The 25,432-nt window shown below is 66.7% G+C and carries 26 protein-coding genes; 8 read left to right on the top strand and 18 right to left on the bottom strand.

The features are described from left to right. The first annotated feature begins 32 nt into the window (after positions 1-32). From C3B44_RS02305 to C3B44_RS02290, 4 genes are all read left to right on the top strand, one after another. Positions 33-908 (top strand): MetQ/NlpA family ABC transporter substrate-binding protein, encoded by an 876-nt coding sequence (locus C3B44_RS02305; RefSeq protein ID WP_108430946.1) that lies wholly within the window; start codon positions 33-35, stop codon positions 906-908. Further along, positions 908-1,912: a methionine ABC transporter ATP-binding protein gene (locus C3B44_RS02300; protein ID WP_108430945.1), complete on the top strand. Its 1,005-nt coding sequence runs from the start codon at positions 908-910 to the stop codon at positions 1,910-1,912. Before C3B44_RS02305 ends, C3B44_RS02300 begins: the two co-directional genes overlap by 1 nt. Beyond that, positions 1,909-2,589, top strand: coding sequence for a methionine ABC transporter permease (locus C3B44_RS02295; RefSeq protein ID WP_108430944.1), 681 nt, complete (start codon positions 1,909-1,911; stop codon positions 2,587-2,589). Before C3B44_RS02300 ends, C3B44_RS02295 begins: the two co-directional genes overlap by 4 nt. Before the next feature lie 759 nt (positions 2,590-3,348). Continuing rightward, positions 3,349-3,951, top strand: coding sequence for an AMIN-like domain-containing (lipo)protein (locus C3B44_RS02290; protein ID WP_108430943.1), 603 nt, complete (start codon positions 3,349-3,351; stop codon positions 3,949-3,951). Positions 3,952-3,958: 7 nt separating this feature from the next. Here the strand turns inward: C3B44_RS02290 and C3B44_RS02285 are convergent, their stop codons facing one another. Together C3B44_RS02285 and C3B44_RS02280 are read right to left on the bottom strand one after the other, a co-directional pair. After that, the gene (locus tag C3B44_RS02285) at positions 3,959-5,488 is read right to left on the bottom strand and encodes a DNA polymerase Y family protein (RefSeq protein WP_108430942.1); all 1,530 of its coding nucleotides are present in this window, start codon (positions 5,486-5,488) and stop codon (positions 3,959-3,961) included. A 3-nt stretch (positions 5,489-5,491) separates the two neighbouring features. Continuing rightward, complete coding sequence (locus C3B44_RS02280) at positions 5,492-6,109, bottom strand: hypothetical protein (RefSeq protein WP_242979245.1); 618 nt, start codon at positions 6,107-6,109, stop codon at positions 5,492-5,494. 100 nt (positions 6,110-6,209) lie between these two features. Between C3B44_RS02280 and C3B44_RS02275 the strand changes: the two genes are divergently transcribed. Further along, a complete protein-coding gene (locus C3B44_RS02275) occupies positions 6,210-6,641 on the top strand; it encodes a hypothetical protein (RefSeq protein WP_108430940.1) in 432 nt (143 codons plus the stop codon). 418 nt (positions 6,642-7,059) lie between these two features. Here the strand turns inward: C3B44_RS02275 and C3B44_RS02270 are convergent, their stop codons facing one another. Both C3B44_RS02270 and C3B44_RS02265 read right to left on the bottom strand, forming a co-directional pair. Beyond that, positions 7,060-7,710, bottom strand: coding sequence for a LuxR C-terminal-related transcriptional regulator (locus C3B44_RS02270; RefSeq protein ID WP_108430939.1), 651 nt, complete (start codon positions 7,708-7,710; stop codon positions 7,060-7,062). Between the two features lie 5 nt (positions 7,711-7,715). After that, on the bottom strand, positions 7,716-8,879 hold the full coding sequence (locus C3B44_RS02265) for an ATP-binding protein (protein ID WP_108430938.1): 1,164 nt from the start codon (positions 8,877-8,879) through the stop codon (positions 7,716-7,718). Positions 8,880-8,992: 113 nt separating this feature from the next. On the opposite strand from C3B44_RS02265, the gene C3B44_RS02260 reads away from it, so the two are divergent. Continuing rightward, a complete protein-coding gene (locus C3B44_RS02260; protein WP_158268643.1) occupies positions 8,993-10,141 on the top strand; it encodes a PspC domain-containing protein in 1,149 nt (382 codons plus the stop codon). Here C3B44_RS02260 and guaA read toward each other — a convergent pair. Genes guaA through guaB form a run of 3 tightly spaced genes read right to left on the bottom strand, consistent with a single transcriptional unit; the run spans position 10,125 to position 14,428 of the window. Continuing rightward, positions 10,125-11,684 (bottom strand): glutamine-hydrolyzing GMP synthase, encoded by a 1,560-nt coding sequence (gene guaA, locus C3B44_RS02255; RefSeq protein WP_108430936.1) that lies wholly within the window; start codon positions 11,682-11,684, stop codon positions 10,125-10,127. The two genes, C3B44_RS02260 and guaA, sit on opposite strands and share 17 nt — an antisense overlap. Positions 11,685-11,740: 56 nt before the next feature. After that, the gene (locus tag C3B44_RS02250) at positions 11,741-12,871 is read right to left on the bottom strand and encodes a GuaB3 family IMP dehydrogenase-related protein (RefSeq protein WP_108430935.1); all 1,131 of its coding nucleotides are present in this window, start codon (positions 12,869-12,871) and stop codon (positions 11,741-11,743) included. 36 nt (positions 12,872-12,907) lie between these two features. Beyond that, entirely contained in the window at positions 12,908-14,428 is a 1,521-nt protein-coding gene (gene guaB / locus C3B44_RS02245; protein WP_108430934.1) for an IMP dehydrogenase, read from the bottom strand. Between the two features lie 145 nt (positions 14,429-14,573). Here guaB and C3B44_RS02240 point away from each other — a divergent pair, with 145 nt between their 5' ends. Then, complete coding sequence (locus tag C3B44_RS02240; RefSeq protein ID WP_108430933.1) at positions 14,574-14,945, top strand: DUF5319 domain-containing protein; 372 nt, start codon at positions 14,574-14,576, stop codon at positions 14,943-14,945. Here C3B44_RS02240 and C3B44_RS02235 read toward each other — a convergent pair. After that, positions 14,942-15,757 carry a hypothetical protein gene (locus C3B44_RS02235; protein WP_108430932.1) on the bottom strand — a complete coding sequence of 272 codons (816 nt, stop codon included), beginning with the start codon at positions 15,755-15,757 and terminating at the stop codon, positions 14,942-14,944. The two genes, C3B44_RS02240 and C3B44_RS02235, sit on opposite strands and share 4 nt — an antisense overlap. Next, positions 15,757-16,350, bottom strand: coding sequence for a sigma-70 family RNA polymerase sigma factor (locus C3B44_RS02230; RefSeq protein WP_108430931.1), 594 nt, complete (start codon positions 16,348-16,350; stop codon positions 15,757-15,759). The genes C3B44_RS02235 and C3B44_RS02230 overlap by 1 nt, the downstream gene beginning before the upstream one ends. 325 nt (positions 16,351-16,675) lie before the next feature. On the opposite strand from C3B44_RS02230, the gene C3B44_RS02225 reads away from it, so the two are divergent. After that, positions 16,676-16,975, top strand: coding sequence for a WhiB family transcriptional regulator (locus tag C3B44_RS02225; RefSeq protein ID WP_108430930.1), 300 nt, complete (start codon positions 16,676-16,678; stop codon positions 16,973-16,975). Positions 16,976-17,067: 92 nt separating this feature from the next. Here C3B44_RS02225 and groL read toward each other — a convergent pair whose 3' ends face one another. The 9 genes from groL to glmS form a co-directional block, all read right to left on the bottom strand. Next, on the bottom strand, positions 17,068-18,687 hold the full coding sequence (gene groL / locus C3B44_RS02220) for a chaperonin GroEL (RefSeq protein WP_108430929.1): 1,620 nt from the start codon (positions 18,685-18,687) through the stop codon (positions 17,068-17,070). Positions 18,688-18,700: 13 nt separating this feature from the next. Next, the gene (gene groES, locus C3B44_RS02215) at positions 18,701-19,000 is read right to left on the bottom strand and encodes a co-chaperone GroES (RefSeq protein WP_108430928.1); all 300 of its coding nucleotides are present in this window, start codon (positions 18,998-19,000) and stop codon (positions 18,701-18,703) included. Positions 19,001-19,141: 141 nt separating this feature from the next. Then, positions 19,142-20,185: a tRNA (adenosine(37)-N6)-threonylcarbamoyltransferase complex transferase subunit TsaD gene (gene tsaD / locus C3B44_RS02210; RefSeq protein ID WP_108430927.1), complete on the bottom strand. Its 1,044-nt coding sequence runs from the start codon at positions 20,183-20,185 to the stop codon at positions 19,142-19,144. Then, positions 20,182-20,649, bottom strand: a complete 468-nt coding sequence (gene rimI, locus C3B44_RS02205) for a ribosomal protein S18-alanine N-acetyltransferase (protein WP_108430926.1) — start codon at positions 20,647-20,649, stop codon at positions 20,182-20,184. The genes tsaD and rimI overlap by 4 nt, the downstream gene beginning before the upstream one ends. After that, positions 20,646-21,320 (bottom strand): tRNA (adenosine(37)-N6)-threonylcarbamoyltransferase complex dimerization subunit type 1 TsaB, encoded by a 675-nt coding sequence (tsaB, locus tag C3B44_RS02200; protein WP_108430925.1) that lies wholly within the window; start codon positions 21,318-21,320, stop codon positions 20,646-20,648. Before tsaB ends, rimI begins: the two co-directional genes overlap by 4 nt. 19 nt (positions 21,321-21,339) lie before the next feature. Further along, the gene (locus C3B44_RS02195; RefSeq protein WP_108430924.1) at positions 21,340-21,813 is read right to left on the bottom strand and encodes a hypothetical protein; all 474 of its coding nucleotides are present in this window, start codon (positions 21,811-21,813) and stop codon (positions 21,340-21,342) included. Between the two features lie 27 nt (positions 21,814-21,840). Beyond that, positions 21,841-22,332: a tRNA (adenosine(37)-N6)-threonylcarbamoyltransferase complex ATPase subunit type 1 TsaE gene (gene tsaE, locus C3B44_RS02190; RefSeq protein ID WP_108430923.1), complete on the bottom strand. Its 492-nt coding sequence runs from the start codon at positions 22,330-22,332 to the stop codon at positions 21,841-21,843. Positions 22,333-22,336: 4 nt separating this feature from the next. Then, a complete protein-coding gene (gene alr / locus C3B44_RS02185; protein ID WP_108430922.1) occupies positions 22,337-23,437 on the bottom strand; it encodes an alanine racemase in 1,101 nt (366 codons plus the stop codon). A 21-nt stretch (positions 23,438-23,458) separates the two neighbouring features. Further along, the gene (gene glmS / locus C3B44_RS02180) at positions 23,459-25,336 is read right to left on the bottom strand and encodes a glutamine--fructose-6-phosphate transaminase (isomerizing) (RefSeq protein WP_108430921.1); all 1,878 of its coding nucleotides are present in this window, start codon (positions 25,334-25,336) and stop codon (positions 23,459-23,461) included. Positions 25,337-25,432: the final 96 nt, after the last annotated feature.

Raw genomic sequence — 25,432 nt, 5'->3', positions numbered from 1 at the left:
ATAACCACCGACTCCAGAAAGGTGACTCATTCATGAAGTTTCAGAAGATCATCGGCGGCCTGGCTGCCGTTTCCCTGAGCGCCACCACCCTCGTCGCCTGCGGTGCCGACGGCGGCGGAGAGCCCGGCGAAGGCGGCCCGATCCGCATCGGCAGCACCGATACCAACATGCGCGAGTGGGATGTCTTCGCGGATCTTGCCGAGGAAGAGGGCATCGACATCGAGATCGTCGACTTCTCCGACTACAACACCCCGAACGACGCCCTGGCGCAGGACCAGATCGACGTCAACAAGTTCCAGCACCTGCAGTTCCTCTCCGAGTACAACGTCGGCTCGAACGCCGATCTGACCCCGATCTCCGCCACCGAGATCTACCCGCTGGCACTGTTCTGGCAGGGCCATGACTCGCTCGACGGCATCGAGGGCGAAGAGATCGCCATCCCGAACGACTCCACCAACCAGGGCCGCGCCATCAACGTCCTCGTCCAGGCCGGCCTGGTCACCCTGCGCGAAGACGGCCTCATCAACCCGACCCCGGCGGATATCGACGAAGAGGCCTCCGACGTCACCGTCACCCCGGTCGACGCCGCCCAGACCGCCGCCGTCTACCAGGAGGGCAACCCGGCCGTCATCAACAACTCCTTCCTCGAGCGCGCCGGCATCGACCCTAAGGAGGCCATCTTCCAGGATGACCCGTCCAACGAGGAGGCCGAGCCCTACATCAACGTCTGGGTGACCACACCGGATAACGCGGACAACGAGGAGATCCACCGCCTGGCTGAGCTGTGGAAGGACCCGGCCGTCGAGGAGGCCGTGCTCGAGTCCTCCGGCGGCACCGCCGTGCCCGTCGACCGCTCCCAGGAGGAGCTCCAGGAGATCCTCGACCGACTCGAGTCTGAGGCTCAGTAGTGGCCGGCACGCGCATCGAGTTCCGCGGAGTCACGAAGGACTTCGGCGACGTCCGCGCCGTCGACAACGTCACCTTAACCGTCGAGCCCGGCGAAATCTTGGGCGTCATCGGCTACTCGGGCGCTGGCAAGTCCACCCTGGTGCGGCTTATCAACGGCCTGGATTCCGCCACCGGCGGCGAGTTGCTTCTCGACGGCACCGACGTCGTCGGCAAGTCAGAAAAGCAGCTGCGCGCCATCCGCCGGGAGATCGGCATGATCTTCCAGCAGTTCAACCTCTTCGACTCGCGCTCCGCGGCCGGCAACATCGAATACCCGCTGCAGATTTCCGGAGTGAAGAACCGCAAAGAGCGCGTCGAGGAGCTCTTAAAGTTCGTCGGTCTCGCCGAGCGCGGCAAGAGCTACCCCGAGCAGCTCTCCGGTGGCCAGAAGCAGCGCGTGGGCATCGCCCGCGCCTTGGCCCGCGAGCCGCGGCTTTTGCTTGCCGACGAAGCCACCTCCGCCCTCGACCCAGAAACCACCCAAGAGGTGCTAGCGCTTTTGCGCAAGGTCAATGAGGAGCTCGGCATCACGATCGTCGTGATCACCCACGAGATGGAGGTGGTGCGCTCCATCGCCGACAAGGTCGCCGTCATGGAAAACGGCCGCGTCGTCGAATACGGCACCGTCTACGAGGTCTTCTCCCACCCGCAGACCGCGGTGGCGCAACGCTTCGTCGCCACGAGCCTGCGCAACACCCCCGATGCGGTAGAGACCCAGGAGCTGCTCGCCAAGCCGGGGCGCTTCTTCACCGTCAACCTCACCGAGGAATCCGGCTTCTTCGACGCCATCGCCCCCTTGCGTGACGCCGGAGTGAGCATCAACGTCGTCCACGGTGGCATCACCACCCTGCAGGAACAGTCCTTCGGCAAAGTCACCGTCCAGCTCAACGGCGACGACGCCGCCATCGACCGCTTCCACAAGGACATGGCCACCCGCACCGAGATTGAGGAGCTCTCCCGATGACCGACGCAATGATCCTGGCAGCTGACTGGGGCCGGCTCGGCCCGTCGTTCCTGGAGGCGATCGTCGACACCCTCGTCATGGTCACCGTGACCCTGGCGCTCTCCGGCGTGTTCGGACTCATCGTCGGCGTGCTGCTCTACACCACCCGGGACTCCGGCATCCTGCGCAACCGCCCCATCTACTGGATCCTCAACGTGCTGGTGAACTTCATCCGGCCGATCCCGTTCATCATCCTCATCGCGATGGTGGCGCCGATTACGATCCTGGTGGTCGGCACGACGATCGGGCGCAGCGCGGCGATCTTCGTCATGGTCATCGCCGCGACCTTCGCGGTGGCCCGCATCGTCGAGCAGAACCTCGTGGCCATCGACCCCGGCAAGATCGAAGCCGCCCGCTCCATGGGGGCTACCCCGTGGCAGATCATCCGCACGGTGATCATCCCGGAGGCCCTGGGCCCGCTGATTCTGGGCTACACCTTCCTGTTCATCGCCATCGTCGACATGTCCGCCATGGCCGGCTACATCGGCGCCGGCGGCCTCGGCGACTTCGCGATCGTCTACGGCTACCGCGCCTTCGACCTCGAGGCGACCTACGCCGCGGTGCTGGTGATCGTCGTGATCGTCCAGATCGCGCAGTTCATCGGCAACTGGCTCTCCAAGAAGGTCATGCGGCGGTAGGCGCTGCTCTGCGCTTGGGGCCTGGGGCTGCTGGGGCTGCTGGGGCTGGACGTTTGCGTGCCCCATGTTGCGATAGCGCTGGTCGAAAACAGTCACCCCTAAAGGAGTGCTGGTTTCGACCGCGTGGGACTCGTTTAGGGGTCCCTCCTTTCGACCAGCGTGAGCGCGGCATGGCAGGACTGCGCCTAGCCGACCGTGCGAGCTCACTGTTGGGGCTGATGGGGCGGGTGGTGCGATCCGCCGGTGAGGGAGCGCGCTTGCTTCGCCGTAATTCCATGATGCGATAGCGCTGGTCGAAAACAGTCACCCCTAAAGGAGTGCTGGTTTCGACCGCGTGGGACTCGTTTAGGGGCTCCTCCTTTCGACCAGGCGCGCGAGAGCGCTACCGCTGCATAACCGGTAGGGCGCTTGACATTCCGCAGGCCCGCTTTTCTGCGCGGCCCGCGTTGCTGCTGCACAAACCCTTAAAGGAAGATGCTTGAAGGGCGCGTCCTACAAGGTTCTTCCTTCAAGCATTTGTGTTCGAACGACACGAAATTCCATAAAGCCGGCCGCCACCAGACCTGAGTCCCCGCATTCGCACGCCGCGCTATCGCTGCTCGAAATCAGCCCTCAAGGAAACACCGCCTTCGAAACGCGTAAACGCACCATAAGCGCAGCCCGCGCCCCCTCCCAAAAGGTAACAATCACCTCACAAAAGCTTTTGAAGTACTCGTCCAAGTTTCCTCAGGGTGCGTTGGCGTTATACGGTTAGGGGCGATGGATTTCATAGGAGAGGTACGACATCGCCGGATTGCCGCCGCTCTCGTCGGCGCCACGGCGTTATGTCTGCCTTCCTGCGCGGTCGCCGAGGATTCGGCCGGCGCCGGCGTCTCCGAGACCATTGAGGCTGGGGTCTCTTCCTCGTCCGCGGAAGCAGGCATCGACCCCTTCGATAACGCCGACCGGGAGATGAAGACCCTGCGCCCGCCGGAGCCCTCGCAGCTCATGGTCACTGATGTGCGCATCGGCTCGCACGCTGGTTTCGACCGCGTCGTCTTCGACCTCATCGGCGAAGGCGAGCCCGGCTGGTTCATCGACTACACCGACGCCCCCTCCCAGCAGGGCTCGGGCCGGGGTGTGACTTTTACCGGGGATATCGCCCTCAACGTCAACATCGACGGCACCGTCTACCCCTTCGAGCTCGGTGAGGAAGACCCCGAGCTGGGAACGATCCCGGGCTCTGGGAACGTCACTGAGGTCTATAGCCTCGGCACCTTTGAGGGGCGCTCCCAGTTCGTCATCGGGCTGAACACGCCGGTGCCCTATTCGGTGCAGGTGCTCGATAACCCGCAGCGCCTCGTCATCGACCTCGTGCAATAGCCGCGCGCTACGCGTAGGTCGCCTCCACCCGCCAGCGCCCGCGCACCCACATCAGTAGCCACGCTCGCGGCTGCCCGTCCTCACCACGGCCGACGACTTGCAGGCGCGCCAACTGCTCCTCCCCCGCCCACCAGCGCCCGGCCACGGGCCACGGCCCGGCCCACGCCTCGACGAGGTAGCGGTGCTGGCCCCACCCGAGCCCGCAGGGCACCGAGCTCAGCAGTGCTTCGGCGGTGACGTAGATGTCGGAGGCGGTGGCGTCGATAAGCCGGATGCGTGCAGCCGGGTGCTGGGGGCCGCCGCCGAGGCGCGCGGGCAGCGGCGCAAGGATTGCTCCGGGCCATTCGGCTGCCTCGGTGTCTTCGACGGCCTCACCGAAGGGGACGAGCTCGATGCGTTCGGCCACCCCGCGCCCGCCAACGGCCCGCGGCTGCAATACCGCGTCCGTGCCGAGGCTCGACTGGGCCCTTTCAATCGCCCGGTGCGCGATCTCCTTGCCACGGCTTTGCCCCCAGAGTTGTTCTTCGGCAGGCGGTGCGACCTCGAGCGGGCTTAAGGTCAGCTCCCGGATCGCGCCTGCCCCGCCGGCGCTCAGCCAGCCATCGAGCTGCCAACGCACCCGATCGGCGGTCGCAGCCTCGGTGAGCACCTCCCGGGTGCGCCAGATGCGCTTAAGCGTGGTGCCGTCGCTAAGCTCGACGCTCACCCGCAGCCGGTGGCACGCGAGGGCGGCTTGCTCGAGGCGCCGATGCAGGCGCGCGGCGAGGTGGCGGGCGACGAACGCGGCTTCGTCGACACGCGTGATCTCCTCCTCCGGCACGTGCGTCACACTATGGTCCGGGGGTTTCTCGGCGGGGGCGACGCGCTTATCGACGCCCGCCCGCGCCACCTCATGACACCTCGCCCCGGCGGCGCCGAAGCGGGTGGTCACCGCACTCGCCGGCAGCTCGGCGAGCTGGCCTAAGGTGTCGATGCCCAGCTGGGCGAGGCTATCGACGACGGCGTCATCGCAGCCCAAGGCCTCTTCGGCGGCAAGCAGGCCGATGGGCAGCTGAGCGAGGAAATCCTGCGAGGCTCCGGGGCGCACGATGGTGCCGGTGCGCGCGGCGAGAACGGCGGTGGTGATCTCGTCGGCGGCGCCGATGAAGACGTCGATGCCGCGGTAGCCGGCGGCGTCGAGAAGCATCTCGCCGGCGCGCTCGCCGTGGAAGCGTTCGGCGCTGCCGGCGTCGACCGCGATGAGCCCGGGGCGCATCACCTCGATGGAGGCGACGACATCGTCCAGACCGTCGGCGATGGGCACGAACACGCGGGCGTCTCGCTCCGGGTCGTTGTCGATCACGTGCAGCTGCGGGCACAGTGCCTGCGCCTGGCGCACCTTCATGCCCCGCCGGATGCCGAGCGCCCTAGCCCCCTGCGAACACACCCGCACCCGGTGGCGGGCCACGACGGCCAGCGGGCCCACCTTCTCGGTGACGAGGCGGGCGGCTTGGGCGGGCCAGTCGGGGAACCACAGGGCAGCGATCCTGAGCGACATCTTCTACACCGCCCGCAGCCTGGGTCGCTGGCCCACCCCGTACGTGGCATGCTGGCGGTGGGTTTTATCGGCAACGGTGACGTCGATGTCATAGCCCGTGATCCGGCCCGTGCCGCGCCCGATGCCGCGGTAGGCGGAGACGTGTGCGTCGATAGTCAGCGCCGGCGAGGGGGCCTTCCAGCCGACGAGCACGAGTGCCGCCTGCCCCCGGCGCAGCCGGCCGGCGAGCGGGCGCACCCGCACCGGCGAGAGGTTCATCTCCACCGCGGAGTGCAGAATGACCAGATCCAACCCCTCGACGAGGATAGAAGCTATCCCCAGCGGGTCACTGCCCGGATCCGGTATTGTGATCACTTGGTCCAGGTGTTCGACCGCCGCGAACGACAGATCCGCCCACCCGATAACCCCGACGTACCCACCCGCCGCGGTAACCTGACGGATAAGCTCCACGGCCAAGGCCGGGCACTCACTGCACTCGGTGATCCCCCGTCGCGGCAACGGTGCAGGAAGGCCCACCTCCAGGGCATATTCGGCGGGAGATTCCACCGGGGTGGCGGCGCCTTTCGCAGGTTCTCCGGTGACAGCAGCCATGCGGGCGCGCAGCTCGTCGATCTGCTCCAAGCGTGTTAACCCGGAGAGATCCTTTCGAACTGTTGTTCCCCTCATGGGGTTAAAGTATGCTCCCCGACGACACTTACGTCAACTGCTAAGGTCTATCCGCATGAACACCGCGCTCACAGACTTCCGCGCCCGCCGCACACCCATCCCCACGCCGGTGGCGGTCCGGCTGGCCGGCTCCGCATTGGTGGGCCTTTCCCTGGCCATACTCACGGCGACGGAGCTGATCGCGCTGCCGGTGGCCGTGCTCATCGCGGTGATCTCTGCTGCGGCGGCGGTTGCATGCACGCTCATACACCCCTACCGCAGGAGGCTGCGGGACTACGCCCAGCGACACAACGTGACCATGGCCCCGAATATTGGCCAGATCTTCCCGCTGATGATCTGGTGGCTGGCGGCAATGCTCCTCGTATTGCTCTCGCTCCCGCTGTGGGGCAGCCTACTCGTAGGACTTGTCGGCTTCGCACTGGCGTTTCTGCTCTACCCGCATGTCGACGGCAGTCGGAAACTCGCCTACGCCGAAGCGCTGGAGTAGCGCGTTTAGGTTGAGGGGCGGCGTGTTCGTTATCGCTGGTCGAAAGCAGCCACACCGAAAGGACTACTCGTTTCGACCGCGCAAGGCTCCTTTCTATAAGGCTCCTTTCGACCAGGCGTGGGCGTGGTATGGAGGAATAGGCGTGACGGACGACAAGCCGTACAGGAGAGACCGATGGGACAGGTGAGGCGACCAGTCGGCAAAAACCGCACACCCGTCCGGTCACGCACCATATTGCGTTATTGCTGGTCGAAAACAGTCACACCGAAAGGACTACTCGTTTCGACCGCGCGAGGCTCCTTTCTATAAGGCTCCTTTCGACCAGGCGTGCGAACGCACTACCGCTGCATGAATCCCAGAGGATGTTTCAGCCCCGCGCCCCCCACAGCCCCGCGCAAACATGCGCGAGACAACCCACCTAACCCCCGAATCCGTGCCGGTAGGCCCAGTGCGTGAGCTGGTGCCGGCTGGATTGCTGCGTTTTGCGCAGGATGTTCGAGGCGTGCGTTTCCACCGTCTTGATGGAGATGAACAGCTTCTTGCCGATCTCCCGGTAGGTATACCCACGGGCCAGCAGCTTGAGTACTTCCATTTCGCGTTGGGTGAGGGCGTCGACGACTGGGTCTTCGACCTTCTCCGGCTCCCCGGCGGGGTCCTCGACGACTCCACCTGTAGCGAACGCGTCCAGCACGAAGCCGGCCAGGCGCGGGGAGAAGAACGCGTCGCCGCTGTGGACGCGTTCGATGGCTTCGGCAAGCTCGGGGCCTTCGATGTTCTTGGTCACATACCCGCGCGCCCCGGCGCGGATCAGGGCGATGACGTCTTCGGCGGCGTCGGAGACGCTCAGTGCCAAATACCGTGGCCCCGGGGCGCCCTGCAGGACGGCGACGCCGCCGCCGTCGGGCATGTGGACGTCGAGAAGCACGACGTCAGGGGTGGTCTCGGTGATTCCCGCGATCGCGTCGCCGACCGTGCCGGCGTCGCCGACGACCTCCACCAGCCCGTCGAGCTCGGCGCGCACCCCGGCGCGAAACACGCTGTGGTCGTCCACGAGAAAAACTTTCACCATGGCTGTCAGGGTAGCGTGATCTCGACTTCTGTGCCCTCCCCCGGCGTCGACGAGATCTGCACGGCGCCGCCGGCGCGCTCGACGCGGGCCTGGATGGAATCGCGAATCCCGTGACGGTCCTCGCCCACCGCCTCCAGCTCGAAGCCGCAGCCGCGGTCGCGCACGAAGATCGCCAGCTCGCCCGCCAAGTACTCGCCATAGACATCCAGGGTGTCCACGCCGGCGTGCTTCGCCGCGTTGACCATCGCCTCTCTGGCGGCGAGCACGACGGCCTTCGAGGCGTCGTTGAGCTCCTTGTCCTCGCCGACGGTCACGCAGCTGACCCGCAGGCCGAACATGTCCTCGACCTCCCCGCCGGCGCGCTTGAGCGCGGCGAAGACGGTGGTCTCGGCGTGGGCGTCTTCCGGCGCGAACAGCCAGCCGCGCAGCTCGCGCTCCTGCTGGCGGGCCAGGCGGGCGACTTCTTCGGGGTCCTCGGCACGCTTTTGGATCAGCGCCAGGGTCTGGAGGACGGAGTCGTGGAGGCGGGAGGCGATATCGGCACGCTCTTCGGCGGCGACCTTCTGCGCCCGGGAGGCGGCCTCGGATTCCCACAGCCGCACCACCGCTGGGCCGGCGAGTACCGCCACGCCCGCCAGGGTCAACAGCACCGCCGCGAGCGTGCCGGCCATGCCGCCGGACTCCCACCACCAGATCGATAGGCCCAGGCCACCCACCACGAGCACCGCGCCGACGACGAAGAAGACAATCGCATTCGCACTCGAGGTACCCCGGTCGTAGGCCATCCACGCCAAAAAGCCGCCGACACCGGCCATGACCAGCGCGAAGATCACCGCCGCTGGCAGGGTGGTCAGCACCCAGGAGCCACCCACCACCGTCGCGACCGCGACGCCGGCGAGCACTAGGTTCACCGACCGCGGCAGGTTATGGCGCGAGGGTGGGGCGGGGGCGTCGGAACGCGCGTGGGTGAAGATCCACAAGCCCCCGTACGCCCAGGCGCCCAAACCCGAAAACACTGTCATGACGACGAAGGCCAGGCGCACGTAGAGCACGTCGATACGCAACTGGGACGCCACCCCGGCGGCGACACCAGCCACCGCCCGGCCGCGCTCGGGGCGCACGAGCGTCGGATACGCCGGGCCGGACGGCACAGAATAGGAACTGGGCATGACTCCTATCGTCGCACGCCGGCCTCCTCTCCACATCAGGGTCTACCCCGAGACCCAAAAATCAGGGTCACACCCGATACCGCCGAGCAAGCCCACGCACGACAATGAGAACCATGGACACCCAGGAGAAACCACGGAACTTTTCCGACACGCTCAAACAGATGTGGGCGAGTCGCCCGCCGCGCATCCCGGAAGATCAAGGCGGCAATGCCCATATCGCCGGAGTGTGCGAGGGCATCGGCGTGCGCTACCAGATCGATCCCCTCCTGGTGCGCGTCTTATTCGTGGTGACCACCTTGGCAGTCGGCGGCGGGCTGGCCGCCTACCTGCTGGCCTGGGGGTTCATGCCCCGCTACGGGCTGCGGACGGCGCCGCTGCAGGCCATCGCGAAGCCGAAGAACACCCTGCACCCCAAAGTTATCGACGAGCGCAGCACCGGCTGGTTGCTCCTGATCGGATTCATCCTGTTCTCGGGCATCATCGGCATCGGGGTCACCTTCTCGGACGCCGATAGCCCCGGCCTCAGCGGCAGCCTCTTCAGCTCGAGCGCCTTCTTCGCCATCGCGCTCATGCTCGCCGCCTGGTACGGGCTGCACCACTTGACGCCAGTGCCGCCGTATGGGTTGCTGCCGAACGTCGATAAGCACCCCGCCGATACCGACGAGGCACCCCGGGTGAATCTCAGCGAGTACTCGTCGATGGACCCGCAGGCGCACCCCGCCCCGCCGGAGTGGGACCCGCTGGGGACCGCGCCTTTCGCCTGGCATCTGCCGGATCCCCCACCGAGGCCGAAGAAGAAGCACTCGACGTGGCGCTGGGTGCTCATCGGCTTCAGCATCGCCCTGCCGATTGTTGTGATCGCCGCCGTGATCGTGTTCTTCCTCGGCGCCACGGCCTACTCCACCATGCGCGAATCCTACGAGGTCACCAGCGCCGAGGACCTGCGCGAGGAATACCGCAGCGACGAGGCGGCCTTATCACTGAACCTCTACGGGTTAGATTCGCTTGACGACGACACCGCCACCACCCCCACTGCCACCGCCTATCCCCTGCAGATCACCCTGCCGCAGGAGGTGCCGGTGCACCTTGTCTGTGAGACCAGCCTGGCATCCACCTGCGAAAGCGGCACCTACAACGTGCAGGCAGGTACGGATGAGCCCACGCTGCATCTCACCGTGGTGGAAGCCCCCGGCGCGCCGCCGGCGCACGTCGACCACCCCGAGCTCAGCGCTCGGGTCGATGCGCCTACTCCCACTCGATAGTTCCCGGCGGCTTCGAGGTGATGTCCAAGACCACGCGGGTGACCTCGGCGACCTCGTTGGTGATGCGGGAGGAGATCTTCTCCAGCACCTCATAGGGGATGCGGGACCAGTCGGCGGTCATCGCGTCCTCGCTGGTCACCGGGCGCAGGACGATGGGATGACCGTAGGTGCGGCCATCGCCTTGGACGCCGACGGAGCGGACGTCGGCAAGCAGGACCACCGGGCACTGCCAGATCTCGTCGTCGAGGCCCGCCTTGGTGAGCTCCTCGCGGGCGATGAAGTCGGCCTCGCGCAGCACCGCGAGGCGCTCGCGGGTGACCTCGCCGATGATGCGAATACCCAGGCCCGGGCCGGGGAAAGGCTGGCGGTCGACGATCGCCTCCGGCAGGCCGAGCTCGCGGCCGACGGCGCGGACCTCGTCCTTAAACAGCAGGCGCAGAGGTTCGACGAGTTCGAACTCGACGTCGTCGGGGAGCCCGCCGACGTTGTGGTGGCTCTTGATGTTCGCGGTGCCGGACCCGCCGCCGGACTCGACGACGTCCGGGTACAGGGTGCCTTGCACGAGGTAGGCGGTCTCCTGACCCTCGAGGGCCTGGTCGACGGCGCGCTCGAACGAGCGGATGAACTCCGCACCAATCGCCTTGCGCTTGGCCTCGGGATCGCTAATGCCCTCGAGCTTGGCCAGGAAGGCCTCGGACTCGTCGACGGTGATGAGGCGCACGTCGGTGGCCGCGACGAAGTCCTTCTCCACCTGCTCGCGCTCGTACTTACGCAGCAGGCCGTGATCGACGAACACGCACGTCAGCCGGTCGCCGATGGCCCGCTGCACGATCGCGGCGGCCACGGCGGAATCCACACCGCCTGAGAGGCCGCAGATGGCGTGGCCGTCGCCGACCTGGGTGCGCACCCGCTCGATGAGTTCCTCGGCGATGTTCTCCGCCGTCCAGGTGGGCTCCAGGCCGGCGATCTCGGTGAGGAAGCGCTCGAGGACGCGCTGCCCGTTCGGCGAGTGGCCGACCTCCGGGTGGTACTGCACACCGGCCATGCGCTTCTCGGGGCACTCGAAGGCGGCGACGGGCGCGCCCGGGGTGGTGGCGGTGATCTCGAAACCCTCGGGGGCGGAGGTCACGAAGTCGCCGTGGCTCATCCACACCTGGTGGGTGGCCTCGAAGCCGTCGTGCAGCTCGCCGGACAACACGGAGAGCTGGGTGCGGCCGTACTCACGCGCCCCCGTCTTGGCGACGGTGCCACCGAGTGCCTGGGCCATCGCCTGGAAGCCGTAGCAGATGCCGAAGACCGGCACGCCCAGATCGACCAGGCCGGGATCCATCTGCGGTGCGCCCTCGGCGTGCACCGACGATGGGCCGCCGGAGAGGATGATCGCCGCCGGGTCCTTGGCGCGGATCTCCTCGATGGAGGCGGTGTGCGGGATGACTTCCGAGTAGAGGTTCGCCTCACGCACCCGCCGGGCGATCAGCTGCGCGTACTGCGCGCCGAAGTCGACGACGAGGACTGGGCGGACTGAAACCTTATTCGTGCTCACGGCCCCGTATCCTACCTTCTCCGATGCGTGCGGTCGTAGTGCGCTTAAGCCAGCGCTTAGGCCAGCGCCAGGCCGACCTTCTGGAAGCTCTTCAAGTCGGTGTAGCCGCACTTCGCCATCGCGCGGCGCAGGCCTCCCACCAGGTTCTCAAAGCCGAAGGCATCCGACGACGGGCCGTGCAGGATGGTCTCCAAGCTGGCGGGCTCTGCCCTATCGAAGGCGCTCTCGTCGCGTTCGACGACGCCGCGGGGGAAACGCGGGTGGGCGGCGGCCGTCTGCCAGAAGTGCCCGCTCGCCGAGGCCTCGGCCGCCTGCGCCAGCGGGGAGCCAAGCATGACGGCGTCGGCGCCGCAGGCGATCGCCCGGGCGATGTCGCCGGAGGTCTCGAGGTGCGCGTCGGCAAGGATATGCACGTAGCGGCCGCCGGTTTCATCGAGGTATTCGCGGCGGGCGGCGTTGACGTCGGCAATCGCGGTGGCCATGCCCGGCGCGATGCCCACGGCCAACTCGGAGGCCGCCGACGTCCCGCCGACGATGACGCCGGCGGCGCCGGTGCGCATGAGGTGCATGGCCGTCGAGTAGTCGTAGACCCCGCCGGCGATCACCGGCACCTCGAGCGAGCCGATGAACTCCTTGAGGTTGAGCGGCGCCCCGCCCTTGGCGACGTGCTCGGCCGAGATGATCGTGCCCTGGATGAACAGGATCTCCGCCCCCGCGGCCACGACGGCCGGCGCGAGCTCGCGCGCGTTCTGCGGGGAGACCCGCACGGCGACGGTCGCGCCGGTGGTGCGCACCTCCCGCAGGCGCTCGGTGAGCAGGTCGGTATCGAGCGGAGCGGCGTGCAGCCGCTGGAGGGTGCGGGTGGCCTCGGCCGGGCTGATCTCGGCGGCCGTGATGACCTCCTTGATCGCCGCCGGGATATCGGCCTGACGGGCCCACATGCCCTCGGCGTTAATCACGGCGAGACCGCCCTGGTTGTGCATGGCGTTGACGAAATCGACGTCGCCGGCGAGCGCGTCCGTCGGGTAGGAGGCCACGGGGATGTCGAAGGTGTAGGCGTCGATGTGCCAGGTGGTATCGACGTCTTGCGACGAGCGCGTGCGCCGCGCCGGCACGAGCGAGATGTCCTGCAGGTGGTGGGTGCGGCGGGCCTCGCGGCCGATACCGACTTCTACGTAGTCACGCATGAGGTATGAAAGAAAACCTTCCGGGTGGTGTGGGTACTAGCGGTAGTTCGGTGCCTCGGCGGTCTGCTGGATGTCGTGCGGGTGCGACTCGCGCAGGCCGGCGCCGGTGATCCGGACGAACTTCTTCTCCTGCAGCTCCTCGATCGTGGCGGAGCCGGTATAACCCATCGCGGCGCGCAGGCCGCCGACGATCTGGTGGCAGATGTTTTCGATCTCGCCACGGTAGGGCACCTTGCCCTCGACGCCTTCGGGGACGAGCTTGTCCTCGCTTTTGACATCGGCCTGGAAGTAGCGGTCCTTGGAGTAGGAGCGCTTCTCGCCGCTTAAGCCGCGGCCCTGCATGGCCCCCATCGAGCCCATGCCCCGGTAACGCTTGTACTGCTTGCCGTTGACGACGACCACATCGCCCGGCGCCTCCCGCGTGCCGGCGAGCATCGATCCCAGCATCACCGACGACGCGCCGGCGGCCAGCGCCTTAGCGATATCACCGGAGTACTGCATACCACCGTCGGCGATGAGCGGCACGCCGGCGGCCTTTGCCGGAACGCGTGCCTCCAGAAGCGAGGTGATCTGCGGGGAACCGACGCCGGCGACCACGCGGGTGGTGCAGATGGAGCCGGGGCCGATGCCCACCTTCACGCCGTCGGCGCCCGCCTCGATCATGGCCTGGGCGGCCTCGCGGGTGGCCAGGTTGCCGCCGATGACGTCGACCTTATCGCCGAAGTCCTTCTTGACCCGGCTGACCATCTCGAGCACCCGGTTGTTGTGGGCGTGGGCGGAGTCGACGACCAAGACGTCGACGCCTGCGTCGACGAGGGCGCCGGCGCGCTGGTAGGACTCCTCGCCGGTGCCGATGCCGGCGGCGACCAGCAGGCGGCCCGAAGAGTCCTTCGAGGCGTTCGGGTACTGCTCGGTCTTGACGAAGTCTTTCACGGTGATCAGGCCGGTGAGTTTGCCATCATCGTCGACGATCGGCAGCTTTTCCACCTTGTTGGCGCTCAACAGCTCGAGTGCCTGCGGCTTGGTCACGCCTTCCTTCGCCACCACGAGCGGCATCTTGGTCATGACCTCGTGGACCTTGCGGTCAGTGTCCGGCTCGAAGCGCATGTCGCGGTTGGTGATGATGCCGGCCAAGGTGCCGTCGGGCTCCACCACCGGCAGACCGGAGATGCGGAAGCGGGCGCACAGCTCGTCGACTTCTGCGATGGTCATGTCCGGGCGGGCGGTGATGGGGTCGGTGACCATCCCGGATTCGGAGCGCTTGACGATCTCTACCTGCCCCGCCTGCTCCTCCATGGAGAGGTTGCGGTGCAGCACGCCGATGCCGCCCTGGCGGGCCATGGCCACGGCCATGCGGGCCTCGGTGACGGTGTCCATCGCGGCCGAGGCAATGGGCATGCCTAGGCGGATGTTGCGGGTGAACTGCCCGGCGGTGTCGACCTCGCTGGGCACCACGTTGGATTCTGCCGGCAGCAGCAGCACATCGTCGAAGGTCAGGCCGGTCAAGGCGACCTTCGTCGGGTCGTCTCCTCCGTAGGACAGGGGCTGGTTGGTCATTGAGGCACTCCTTTACTCACCGACTTTGTCACCGTGCAGGGCGTTTCACGCGACCCCCACCGATTGAGGATGCCCTCAACTGTAGTGCCTCATCCCCGGCGAGGTGAATTGCTACGTACGCCCTCACACCAATAGGGTGACCAGTGTGAACTACGACTCGATGATGCCCCGCGACCCCTTCGAGGGAGACCCCAACGACCCCGCGTCGTTCCTCGACGCGGAAGACTCCGTCACGCCGCTGAGCGACGAGGAGCGCGCCCAGGTGATCGAGGACCTCCGGATCGTCCGGGAATGCAAGGCCGTTCTCGCGCCCCGCGGTATGCGCGGAATCTACTTCTTCTGCGAGGACTGCGAAATCATGCACTACTACGACTGGGACATCATGGCCGCCAACATGCTCGCCTCCCTCAAGGGGGAGCTCGCGGCGGTCCATGAGCCCAGTGCTGAGCCCGACGTGCGCGCCTACGTGCCGTGGGACTACGCCCTCGGCTACCTCGACGGACTCGAGGGCCGCTAACGGCCTTCCCGCGGGGTCGGCTCCGTGGCGGGGGCGGTCTGCGGCGGCTCGACCATCTCGACGAGGACAGTCTCGGTGACGGTAACGCTTTCGGTCACGGTCGGCTGGCCGGCGGGCGCGGTCTCCGTGACCGTGATGCGCTCGGCTTCCGGACGCTCCGTGACCGTCGTGGTCACCGGTGCCTCCGCTCCCTGCGGTGCGGGCGCGGGATGGGCCACGGTCTCCGTGACGGTGGCGGTCTGCCGCGGCAGCGGGTCCTTCTCATCTTCTTCCGCGGCGCTCACGGCATCTTTAGGCGAGCGAGCCTCGCCGTCGTCCTCGTCGCGTTCAACCTGGGCGAGCAGACGACGCGCCTGCTCGACGAGGCGCTGAGTGCCTTCGACGTCGCCTTCGATGTTGGAACGGTCGATCTCGTCGAGGGTGCCGGCCAGATCGACCACGGTGGCATTGTTGCCAGAGCCGAACATGTCGGTCTGCGTGATCACCGCTCCCCCGCCTAGGATCAGCGCCGAGGCGGCCGCAGCGCCGACAAGCCCATAGGCCAGCGGGCCGCCCGCACGCCGGCGACGCCGGCTGATGAGCGCCGCGGTGCCGTGGTCATCCTCAGCGTCATCTTCCGTATCGATCTCTGGGGCCGGCGACATCTCCCGCTCGACGTCATCGCGCAGCTGCAGCAGCAGGCGCGCGGTGGGATCTTCTCCCCCGGAAGGATCCTCTCCTCGGGAGAGAGCGCTTAAGAAAGCATCGTCCTCATACAGCGGAGTGAGCTGGTCGTCGCTGCCCTCACCGGGCCGTCGATCGCGGCGGTCCATCAGCTTTCCACTCCCTTTCGTTCCCTGGTGACACTGTGGTCTTCTTCTACCCGTGAGCGCAGGCTCGCCAGCGCCCTGTGCTGTGCCACCCGCACGGCGCCCGGGGTACTTCCGATAATCTGCGCGGTTTCATCGGCGCTCAAACCGACGAAGACCCGCAGGATAAGAATCTCCCGTGCGCGCTCACCCAATGTATCGAGAAGTTCCCGGACCCTGTTACTACCATCCAGTGTGATCGAGGCCTCTTCCGGCGTGGCTTGCTGATCGACACTGTCGGGCACCTCCTCCGTCGGGTGCGAGCGGTCGCGAGACAGGCTGCGGTGGGCGTCGACCACCTTGTTTGAGGCGATGCCGTAGACGAAGGCCATGAACGGTTTTCCCCGGTCGACGTAGGAGGCGATGGAGGTCGACACCGCGAGGCAGATCTCCTGGGCGACGTCCTCCGCGGTGGGGGTTTTGCCGCCGCCGATGCGGGCGCGGGCATAGCGCAGGACACGCGGGTGGATGATCTGAATGATCCGCCCTAAAGCGCGGCGATCGCCGGAACACGCCTTCGGGACGAGTTCACCAAGCTCGTCGTCTTCCTCGCTCACGCGTGTCCTCCTCGTTGATAGAAGCCGGAAGGATTAACTACATAACTCCCTGTTGACCTATAGCAACTTTACGGCCTCCGCGAGACTATCTGGGCGAGCGTACAACCTCACATGAGCCTCACAGCTACCGCCAAACAAAGTTAACGCATTCTTCACTTTCCATAAAAGTCCTGCTCAAGGCAGGGAAATGAATCCGGTTTCCAGGCGTGGAACTTGCCGGTAACACTTGCGTTACATTTCGTTCATCATCGGGTATCACACTTCAAGCCGTAGCGCTCGGCGACGAGCGAAGTTTTTACTTTTGGTGAGAAGGAGTCTTGCGTTAATGTCTCAGCCCCATCTGCTCCCCGGCCCGAACGCTGACTTTTGGGACTGGCAGCTGCACGGCCTGTGCCGTGGAGAGGCATCCGATGTGTTCTACCACCCGGACGGTGAGCGCGGCCGTGCCCGCGCCCAGCGAGAAAACCGCGCCAAGGCGATCTGCCGCAACTGCCCGGTCATGGCCAACTGCCGCGCCCACGCCCTCGAGGCCGCCGAGCCTTATGGCATCTGGGGCGGCCTCTCCGAATCGGAGCGCATGGCCATGCTGCGCGAGCGTAACTCCCGTTCCCACAGCCGCGCCTAAACACCCGCACACAGCACAACGGCCCGGAAGGCGGCGGGGTAATTTCCCCCCAACCGCGCTCCGGGCCGTCTGGTGTACCTAGCTCCTAGCGCCTAGTGATGGTGGTGTCCGTGGACACCGTGATCATGGGCGGCTTCTTCGGGCTTGTCCACCACGGAGACCTCGGTGGTCAGCACCATCCGGGCGATGGAAGCGGCATTGACCACCGCGGAGTGGGTGACCTTCACCGGGTCGATGATGCCGGCGTCCACGAGGTTTTCGTACTCGCCGGTGGCGGCGTTGAAGCCCTCGTCGTTCGGCAGCTCACCGATGCGGTTGACCACCACCGAGCCATCCAGACCAGCGTTATCCGCGATCCAGTAGGCCGGCTTCACCAAGGCCTTGGCCACAGCCAGGACACCGGTCTGCGCCTCACCGTCGAACTCCTGAGCATAAGCCTCAAGCGACTTGGCGATCTGCACGAGCGTGGAGCCACCGCCAGCGATGATGCCTTCCTGCACGGCCGCGCGGGCGGCGTTGATGGCATCTTCGACACGGTGCTTGCGCTCGTTGACCTCGGTCTCGGTGGCGGCGCCGACCTTGATGACGGCCACGCCGCCGGAGAGCTTCGCCAGACGCTCCTCCGCCTTCTCCTTATCCCAGGTGGAGTCGGTGGTGGCGATCTCGTTGCGGATCTGCTCGCGGCGGACCTCGACGTCCTCGGCGGAGCCGGCACCGTCGACGATGACGGTGTCTTCCTTGGTCACGGTGATGCGGCGGGCGCCACCGAGGACCTCGGTGCCGGCCTCCTTCAGCGTGATACCCACCTCGGGGTCGACGACCGTGGCCTTGGTGACCACAGCCAGATCATCCATGAACGCCTTGCGACGCTCACCGAAGTACGGCGCCTTGACGGCGGCGATCTTCAGCGCACCACGGATGGTGTTGACCACGAGGGTCTGCAACGGCTCGCCCTCGATGTCCTCGGCGATGATGAGCGTCGGCTTCGAGGTCTGCACGATCTTCTCCAGCAGCGGCAAGAAGTCCGGCAGCGAGGAGATCTTGTTGCGCACGAGCAGCACGTTGGCATCCTCGAGCACGGCCTGCTGGGCGTCGGTGTCGGTGACGAAGTACGGGCTCAAGAAGCCCTTGTCGAAGGAGACACCCTCGGTGACGTCGACGGAGGACTCGATGGACTGGGATTCCTCGACGGTGACGACGCCGTCCTTGCCCACCTTGTCCATGGCGCCGGCGACGACCTGGCCGATCTCGGGGTCGCGCGAAGAGACGGTGGCGACGTTGGCGATCTCCGCGGTCGAGGACACGTCGGTGGCGCGGGCCTTGAGCTCCTCGACGACCTTCTCGGCCGCCGCGGAGATGCCGCGGTTCAGCGCGACCGGGTTGGCACCGGCGGCGACGTTGCGCAGGCCCTCGAAGACGAGTGCCTGGGCGAGCAGCGTCGCGGTGGTGGTGCCGTCACCGGCGATGTCGTTGGTCTTGACGGCGACGGACTTCACCAGCTGGGCGCCGAGGTTTTCGAACTTGTCCTCGAGGTCGATCTCGCGGGCGATGGTCACGCCGTCGTTGGTCACCAGCGGGCCGCCGAAGCCGCGCGCCAGAACGACGTTGCGGCCCTTCGGGCCCAGGGTGACACGCACGGTGTCGGCGAGCTGATCGACGCCCCGCTGGATGCCCTCGCGGGCCTCCTGATCAAAAGCAATGAGTTTAGCCATTGAGGCTCCTTACTTACTTCTCGACGACTGCGAGCAGGTCACGGGCGGACAGGAGCAGGTACTCCTCGCCGTCGTACTTCAGCTCGGTGCCACCGAACTTGGAGAAGACGACGGTGTCGCCCTCCTTGACGTCGATCGGGCTGCGGGAGCCATCGTCCTTCTGCTTGCCCGGGCCGACGGCGATGACCTTGGCCTCCTGCGGCTTCTCCTGGGCGGAGTCCGGGATGACCAGGCCGGAGGCGGTGGTGGTCTCAGCCTCGAGGATCTGGACGAGGACCTTGTCTTCGAGCGGACGAATGTTGACGTTTGCCACGGTGATTTCCTTTCGTCAGAAACATTTCTTCGCGGTTGTGGTGCCAACGCAGCCGTCGTCGCGGGTGAACAACTGTGTTCGTTAAACAACCTGCTTTAGCACTCTAGTCAACCAAGTGCTAGCGCTCAACTGTACCCGGTGCTAGTCGACGAGCGCCGTCTCCACCTCGAGGCCCGGGTTGGTCGCCGCCGCCAACGACGAAGGCTGCGCGCCTGCCTGAATCAGCCGAGCACCGAGGGTGGCGATCATCACGCCGTTATCCGTGCACAGCCGCATCGGCGGGATGCGCAGCTCGATACCGGCGGCGTCGCAACGCTCCTGAAGCAGCGAGCGCACCCGCGAGTTCGCCGCCACTCCCCCGCCGAGCAGCATCGTCTGCGCCCCCGTATCGCGCGCGGCAAGGACCGCCTTGAAACTGAGCACGTCCGCGACCGCCTCCTGGAAAGAGGCACACACATCCTCGATGTCGATCACGTCCCCGGCGCGCTCGGCTGCCTCCACGTAGCGGGCCACCGCCGTTTTCAGCCCTGAAAAAGAGAAGTTGTAGCGGTGCTGGCTCTTAAGGTCCTTCGCCTTTCTCAGCGCCCGCGGAAACGCCACCGCCTCCGGGTTGCCCTCATGCGCCAGGCGGTCGATCACGGGGCCGCCGGGATAACCCAGGTGTAAAAGCCGGGCGACCTTGTCGTAGGCCTCGCCCGCGGCGTCGTCAAGCGTGGTGCCCAGCTCGCGTAGCGCCCCGGCGGAATCGACGCGCAGGATCTGCGAGTGCCCTCCCGAGACCAGCAGCGCGATGGCGTTTTCCAGCGGGCGGCCGTCGAGATCCGCCACCGCGACATGCCCGCCTAAGTGGTTGACACCGTAGAAAGGCACGCCCCAGCCGGCAGCATAGGCCTTCGCGGCGGCCGTGCCGACCAGCAGCGCCCCCGCGAGTCCCGGGCCGACGGTGGCCACGACGGCGTCCGGGGCGTCGATACCCGCCTTTGCCAGCGCCTTGTCCATCACCTGCGGCATCGCCTCCAGGTGCGCGCGGGAGGCGATCTCGGGCACCACGCCGCCGAAGCGGGCGTGCTGAGTCATCGACGAGGCGACGACATCGGCGGTGACGGTGAGGGTGCCGTCGTCGGCAAGCTGGACGATGCCGATGCCGGTTTCGTCGCAGGAGGTCTCGATTCCGAGGATGTTCATCGCTCACTCCGGGAGGGTCTCGTCATGGTGTAGGCATCCGCGCCCGAGGGCTGGTAGTAGCCGCGGCGGGTGGCCAGGGTGTGGAAGCCGAAGTCTTCGTAGAGGCGGATCGCGGCGTCGTTGTCGGTGCGGACTTCGAGGAACATGGGGCCGTCGAGAAGATCCGCCGCGTGCGTGATCTGGTCCATGAGCTCGCGGCCTAAACCGCGGCGCTGGTAGGCGGGGTCGACGCCGATGGTGTGGACCTCGAACTCCGGGTCCTGGCGTGGGCCGAGCATCGCGATGCCCGCGTACGCGATCAATCGCTCGGCCTCGAAAGCCCCGACATAGAAGGTGTTCGGCGCGGCGAACTCGACCAAGAACACGTTTTCCGGCCAGGGGCTCTCGCCGGCGAACAGCTGCTTTTCTAACTCCGCGCAACGCGCAGCATCCGCCGGTTTTAATTCGCGGACGGTGTAGTTCACGGCCTCGCCTCTTTCTTCAGCGGAGGCAGCGCCGCCGAACGCTTCGGCTCCGGCGGCGGCACGGCATCGGGGCGGCGCAAATACTCAGGGCTCAAAGGCTCCGGGGCCTGCGCGAGATCGGCCACCGCAACCAGCCCGGCCGCCCGCGGGCTGAGCTCGACGGTCTCGAGGTCCTGCAGGTGGGAAGGGAGCTTAACGACGAGCCGCTGTGGCACCACCACCGCATCCACCGGGTGCGGGGGCTCAAGGTTTTCCGGGCGCACCACGCCAGGCCCGGCGCTGCGCCGGCCGGCCTGGTAGCTCGCCCAGTAGACCTCCCGGCGCCGCGCGTCGGTGGTGACCAAGAGGTTGTCGGCGCTGTGCCGGGTGGCAATCGCATCGAGGCTCGATACCCCATGCACCGGGATGCGCAGCGCCTGCCCGAGCGCCTGGGCGGTGACCATCCCCACCCGCAAGCCCGTAAAAGGCCCCGGGCCGTGGCCGACGACGATGCCGTCTAAGTCGGCGAGGGTGGTGGCGTGGTCGTCGAGAAGCGCCATGATGGTGGGCATGAGCTGCTCGTTATGCCCGCGTGTGCCGGGCACGACCGCGTCATAGGCGGCGGAAATCTCCGTGTCGACTAAGCCGGTGACGAGGTCGGTGGTGGCGGTATCCAGGGCGAGTATCAGCACGGCCCCTAGCGTAGTGGGCTTATCCGGCGAGAACCCAGTTGCCCTCTTCGGTCTTGGCGAAAGGCAGGATCGCGGCCGAGGAGAACGGCGGCATCACGCCCACGGCGCACAGATCCAGGCTGGCGCGGTCGAAGCCATCGGCGACCGAGGAGCCGTCCTCGCGCACGAGCACCAGGTAGTTTTCGTTCTCCGAGATCTCCTCCGGCAAGCCCTCCGGCTTCTCCGGCAGGCCGGTCAGCTGCATCAGCTGCTGGCTATCCGTGCCCGGGCAGACGGGCACGCCGGCGACGAACTCCTCGCCGTAGATGTCATAGGGCGAGGCGGCGGTGACATTGAGGTTCTCCTCCTCGGCGGCGGCGATGGCGCGCTCCAGCCCGCCGTCCGGGAACTGATCCGCCCCCACGGCGCGGCCGGCTAGGGCGACCAACCCGATCATCGCGACGGCGAAGAGGGCAATGACGATTCCGGCAAAAGTTTTCAGGGTCTTCGACATTCTCCCTACCTTAATAGCTCGCTTCCGCTACAGCAGCGCTGAACGCCTATCCCAGGTGATGATGCGCGCCTCGGACTCCGGGTCCTGCGACACCGCCATGGTGCGATCGAGGTGGACGAACAGATAAGAATCGCTGAGCTGCTCGACGAAACCGCCGCCCCACTCGGCGACCACCACCGCCTCGGTGAGGTCGGTCTCCAGATCCAGCGCGTCGAGCTCGCCGATCGGATCGCCCGACTCGCCGACCAGCCGGTAGGCGTCGACGTGGATGAGCCCCGGGCCCTGGCCGCGCGGGGGATGCTCGCGGGCGATGACGAACGTCGGCGAGCTGACCCGGCCGCTCACCCCGAGCCCCTCGGCGATGCCCTGAGTCAGGGTGGTCTTGCCGGCGCCGAGCGGGCCGTCGAGAATCACCAGGTCGCCGGGCTCCAGGCACGCGCCGAGCCGGGCACCGAAGGCCTGGGTGTCCTCGGCGGTCTCACACCTTGTGGTTCCGTGGCTGGGAAACTGCACGTCCATGGTGCTATCCGTTCACATACTGCCGCACGGTGCGCCCCTTGGGCAGGCAGGCGATCTCGTAGTTGATGGTGTGCAGGCGCTCGGCGAGCTCGTCGAGGCTCATCCCGCCGACCCCCATAATCACCGCGGTATCACCGGCGGCGACCCCGTGGGGGGTATCGCCGAGATCAACCACGATCTGATCCATGCACACCCTGCCGATCTGCGCGTAGCGACGCCCACCGATGGTCACCTCCAACTGCCCCTGGGCCGCGCGCGGAACGCCGTCGGCATAGCCGGCCGGGATCACGGCGGTGTACCCGGCGCGATCGGCGGTGAAGGTATGCCCATAACTGACGGCATCCCCGGGTTGCAGAGGCTTGACGACGGTCACCTCCGCCTCCCAACTCAGCGCCGGACGCAGCTCGATTCCGGGCTCACTTCGCAGGGGGTTGAGCCCGTAGAGCGCCAGGCCTACGCGCACCTGGTCGAAATGGGTATCGCGCCTACTCAGCGTCGCCGGGGAGTTGGCAGCGTGGTTGATCGGCACGTTTAGTCCCAGCGCGTGGGCTTGGGCGATGGCGTCGCGAAACTCGGCGAGCTGTTCGTCGGTCGCTGCCGATTCCGGGTCATCGGCGCAGGCGAAGTGGGTGAAAAGCCCGGTGACCTCGAGGTGCTTTGCGCTACCGGCCAGCATGAAGGCCTCGCGCCACGCGTGCCGGTCGATCCCGGAGCGGTGCATGCCGGTTTCGACCTTGAGGCAGATTCTGGCTGGCCGGTCCTGTTCGGCCAGCACGCGCAGGTGCTTAAGGCTCGGCACGCCGAGCTCGATACCGTTTTTCAGCGCCTCGGCGACAAGGGCTGTATCTGTTGCGTCCCAGAGCCAGGCGAGGACGGGGGCGTCGATACCCGCCGTGCGCAAGCTCAGCGCCTCGGCGATGGTGGCCACCCCGACGGCCTGGGCGCCGTGAGCAGCCATGACACGGGCGACCTCGACGGCGCCGTGGTTGTAGCCATCGGCTTTGACCACCGCCATGAGGCGCACGTCCTCGCCGATGTGGGCGGCCACCGCGCGGGTGTTGTGGGCGATCGCCGCGAGATCGATACGTGTACGCAACTGACTCATAAGGTTTCGGTTCTAGGCGGGCTACTCGACGGTCACCGACTTGGCCAGGTTGCGCGGCTTATCGATGTCCTCGTTGCCGCACTCCTCGGCGATGTCCGCGGCCAGAAACTGCAGCGGCACGGTGGCCAGCAGCGGCTGCATGATCGACGGGGTCTGCGGGATGCGGATCAGCCAGTTGGCGTAGGGCTCAACGGCGGTATCGCCTTCTTCTGCGATGACGATCGTCTTCGCTCCGCGGGCGCGAATCTCCTGGATATTAGAGACGATCTTGGAGTGCAAAAGCTTCACCCCGCGCGGGCTAGGCACCACGATGACGACGGGCAGATCGTCCTCAATCAGGGCGATCGGGCCGTGCTTGAGCTCGCCGGCGGCGAAGCCCTCGGCGTGGATGTAAGCCAGCTCCTTCAGCTTCAGGGCGCCCTCGAGGGAGACCGGGAAGCCGACGCCGCGGCCGAGGAAGAGCATGGTGCGCACCGCCCCCAGCGCCCGGGAGACGGCGGCGATGTCCTCCCGCGTATCGAGGACCTGCTGCACCTTGTCGGGGATCTCCTCCAGGGCGTTCCAGATCTCGCGGATCTCGTCCGGGTACTTGGTGCCCTGCGCCTGCGCGAGGGCGAGGCCGACGATGTAGTTGGCCACCACCTGCGCCAGAAACGCCTTCGTGGAGGCCACGCCGATCTCCGGGCCGGCGTGGGTGTAGAGCACCGCGTCCGATTCGCGCGGGATCTGCGAGCCGTTCGTGTTGCACACCGCCAGCACCTTCGCGCCCTGGGCCTTGGCGTGGCGCACGGCCTCCAAGGTGTCGGCGGTCTCGCCGGACTGGGAGATCGCGAGCACCAGCGTGCGCTCGCCGAGCACTGGGTCGCGGTAGCGGAACTCACTGGCGACCTCGATCTGCACCGGGATGCGCACCCAGTGCTCGATGGCGTACTTCGCCAACAGGCCCGAGTGATACGCGGAACCGCAGGCGACGACGAAGACCTGGTCGAAGGACTTCAAGTCGGTGTCGGCGAGGTTGTTCTCGTCGAGGGTGACGCGCTCGCCGTCCCAGTGACCGGCCAGCGTGTCGCGGATGGCGGCGGGCTGCTCGTGGATCTCCTTCATCATGAAGGAGTCGAACCCGCCCTTCTCGGCGGCCTCCAGGTCCCAGTCGATGGTGAAGGGGTTGCCCTGCGCGGGCGTGCCGTCGAAGTTGAGGATGTCGTAGTAGTCAGCGGCGAGGTAGACCACGGTGTCCTGGCCCAGCTCCACGGCGTGTTTGGTGTGCTCGATGAAAGCCGCGACATCCGAGCCCAAGAACATCTCGCCGTCGCCCACGCCGACGATCAGCGGGGTGGAGCGTCGCGCCGCGATGATCTCATCCGGGTGATCGGCGTGGGTGAACAAGATGGTAAACGCACCCTCGAGGCGGTTGAGCACCTTGAGCGCGGAGGCCCGGAAATCACCGGCGGTATCGCCCTCGTTGTACGCCTGGGCGAGCAGGTGCGGGGCGACCTCAGAATCCGTGTCGGAGACAAGCTCGATCCCATCGCGCTCGAGTTCCTCGCGCAGGGACGCGAAGTTCTCGATGATGCCGTTGTGCACCACCGCGACCTTGCCGTCATAGGACAGGTGCGGGTGGGCGTTCTCATCCGTCGGGCGGCCGTGGGTGGCCCAGCGGGTATGCCCGATGGCCGTGGTGCCCTCGAACTTATCGACGCCGACCTCCGCAATCCGGTCATCCAGGTTCGCGATCTTCCCGGCGCGCTTGACGGCATGGATGGCGTTGTGGCCGTCCGCATCTTTTCCGACGACCGCAACTCCCGCGGAGTCATAGCCCCGGTACTCCATGCGACGCAGCGCATCAACGGCCAGGTTCAGGGCCTGTCGGTGGCCCACATATCCGACGATTCCACACATGGGCTACAGAATAAACGACGCATGCATCTCTGTAATGACGCGCTGGCCGAGTGTCTGCCCGAGCCCGCGGCCGACATCCTGACCCCGTACAGATAC

It is taken from the genome of Corynebacterium yudongzhengii (assembly GCF_003065405.1).
Lineage (GTDB): Bacteria > Actinomycetota > Actinomycetes > Mycobacteriales > Mycobacteriaceae > Corynebacterium > Corynebacterium yudongzhengii.
The sequence above is the reverse complement of the archived record's forward strand: the minus strand, read 5'-3'. Positions and strand labels throughout refer to the sequence as shown.

Bases quoted from the DNA above. Each gene is read 5' to 3' on its own strand.
- C3B44_RS02285 (WP_108430942.1), bottom strand. From the start codon at position 5,488: ATGTCGCTCAGGATCGCTGCCCTGTGGTTCCCCGACTGGCCCGCCCAA.
- C3B44_RS02225 (WP_108430930.1), top strand. From the start codon at position 16,676: ATGTCTCAGCCCCATCTGCTCCCCGGCCCGAACGCTGACTTTTGGGAC.
- C3B44_RS02250 (WP_108430935.1), bottom strand. From the start codon at position 12,871: ATGCGTGACTACGTAGAAGTCGGTATCGGCCGCGAGGCCCGCCGCACC.
- alr (WP_108430922.1), bottom strand. From the start codon at position 23,437: ATGAGTCAGTTGCGTACACGTATCGATCTCGCGGCGATCGCCCACAAC.
- C3B44_RS02295 (WP_108430944.1), top strand. From the start codon at position 1,909: ATGACCGACGCAATGATCCTGGCAGCTGACTGGGGCCGGCTCGGCCCG.
- C3B44_RS02265 (WP_108430938.1), bottom strand. From the start codon at position 8,879: ATGCCCAGTTCCTATTCTGTGCCGTCCGGCCCGGCGTATCCGACGCTC.
- C3B44_RS02260 (WP_158268643.1), top strand. From the start codon at position 8,993: ATGGACACCCAGGAGAAACCACGGAACTTTTCCGACACGCTCAAACAG.
- C3B44_RS02290 (WP_108430943.1), top strand. From the start codon at position 3,349: ATGGATTTCATAGGAGAGGTACGACATCGCCGGATTGCCGCCGCTCTC.
- C3B44_RS02275 (WP_108430940.1), top strand. From the start codon at position 6,210: ATGAACACCGCGCTCACAGACTTCCGCGCCCGCCGCACACCCATCCCC.
- C3B44_RS02195 (WP_108430924.1), bottom strand. From the start codon at position 21,813: ATGTCGAAGACCCTGAAAACTTTTGCCGGAATCGTCATTGCCCTCTTC.
- tsaE (WP_108430923.1), bottom strand. From the start codon at position 22,332: ATGGACGTGCAGTTTCCCAGCCACGGAACCACAAGGTGTGAGACCGCC.
- guaB (WP_108430934.1), bottom strand. From the start codon at position 14,428: ATGACCAACCAGCCCCTGTCCTACGGAGGAGACGACCCGACGAAGGTC.
- C3B44_RS02305 (WP_108430946.1), top strand. From the start codon at position 33: ATGAAGTTTCAGAAGATCATCGGCGGCCTGGCTGCCGTTTCCCTGAGC.
- C3B44_RS02235 (WP_108430932.1), bottom strand. From the start codon at position 15,757: ATGGACCGCCGCGATCGACGGCCCGGTGAGGGCAGCGACGACCAGCTC.
- glmS (WP_108430921.1), bottom strand. From the start codon at position 25,336: ATGTGTGGAATCGTCGGATATGTGGGCCACCGACAGGCCCTGAACCTG.
- groL (WP_108430929.1), bottom strand. From the start codon at position 18,687: ATGGCTAAACTCATTGCTTTTGATCAGGAGGCCCGCGAGGGCATCCAG.
- C3B44_RS02270 (WP_108430939.1), bottom strand. From the start codon at position 7,710: ATGGTGAAAGTTTTTCTCGTGGACGACCACAGCGTGTTTCGCGCCGGG.
- tsaD (WP_108430927.1), bottom strand. From the start codon at position 20,185: ATGAACATCCTCGGAATCGAGACCTCCTGCGACGAAACCGGCATCGGC.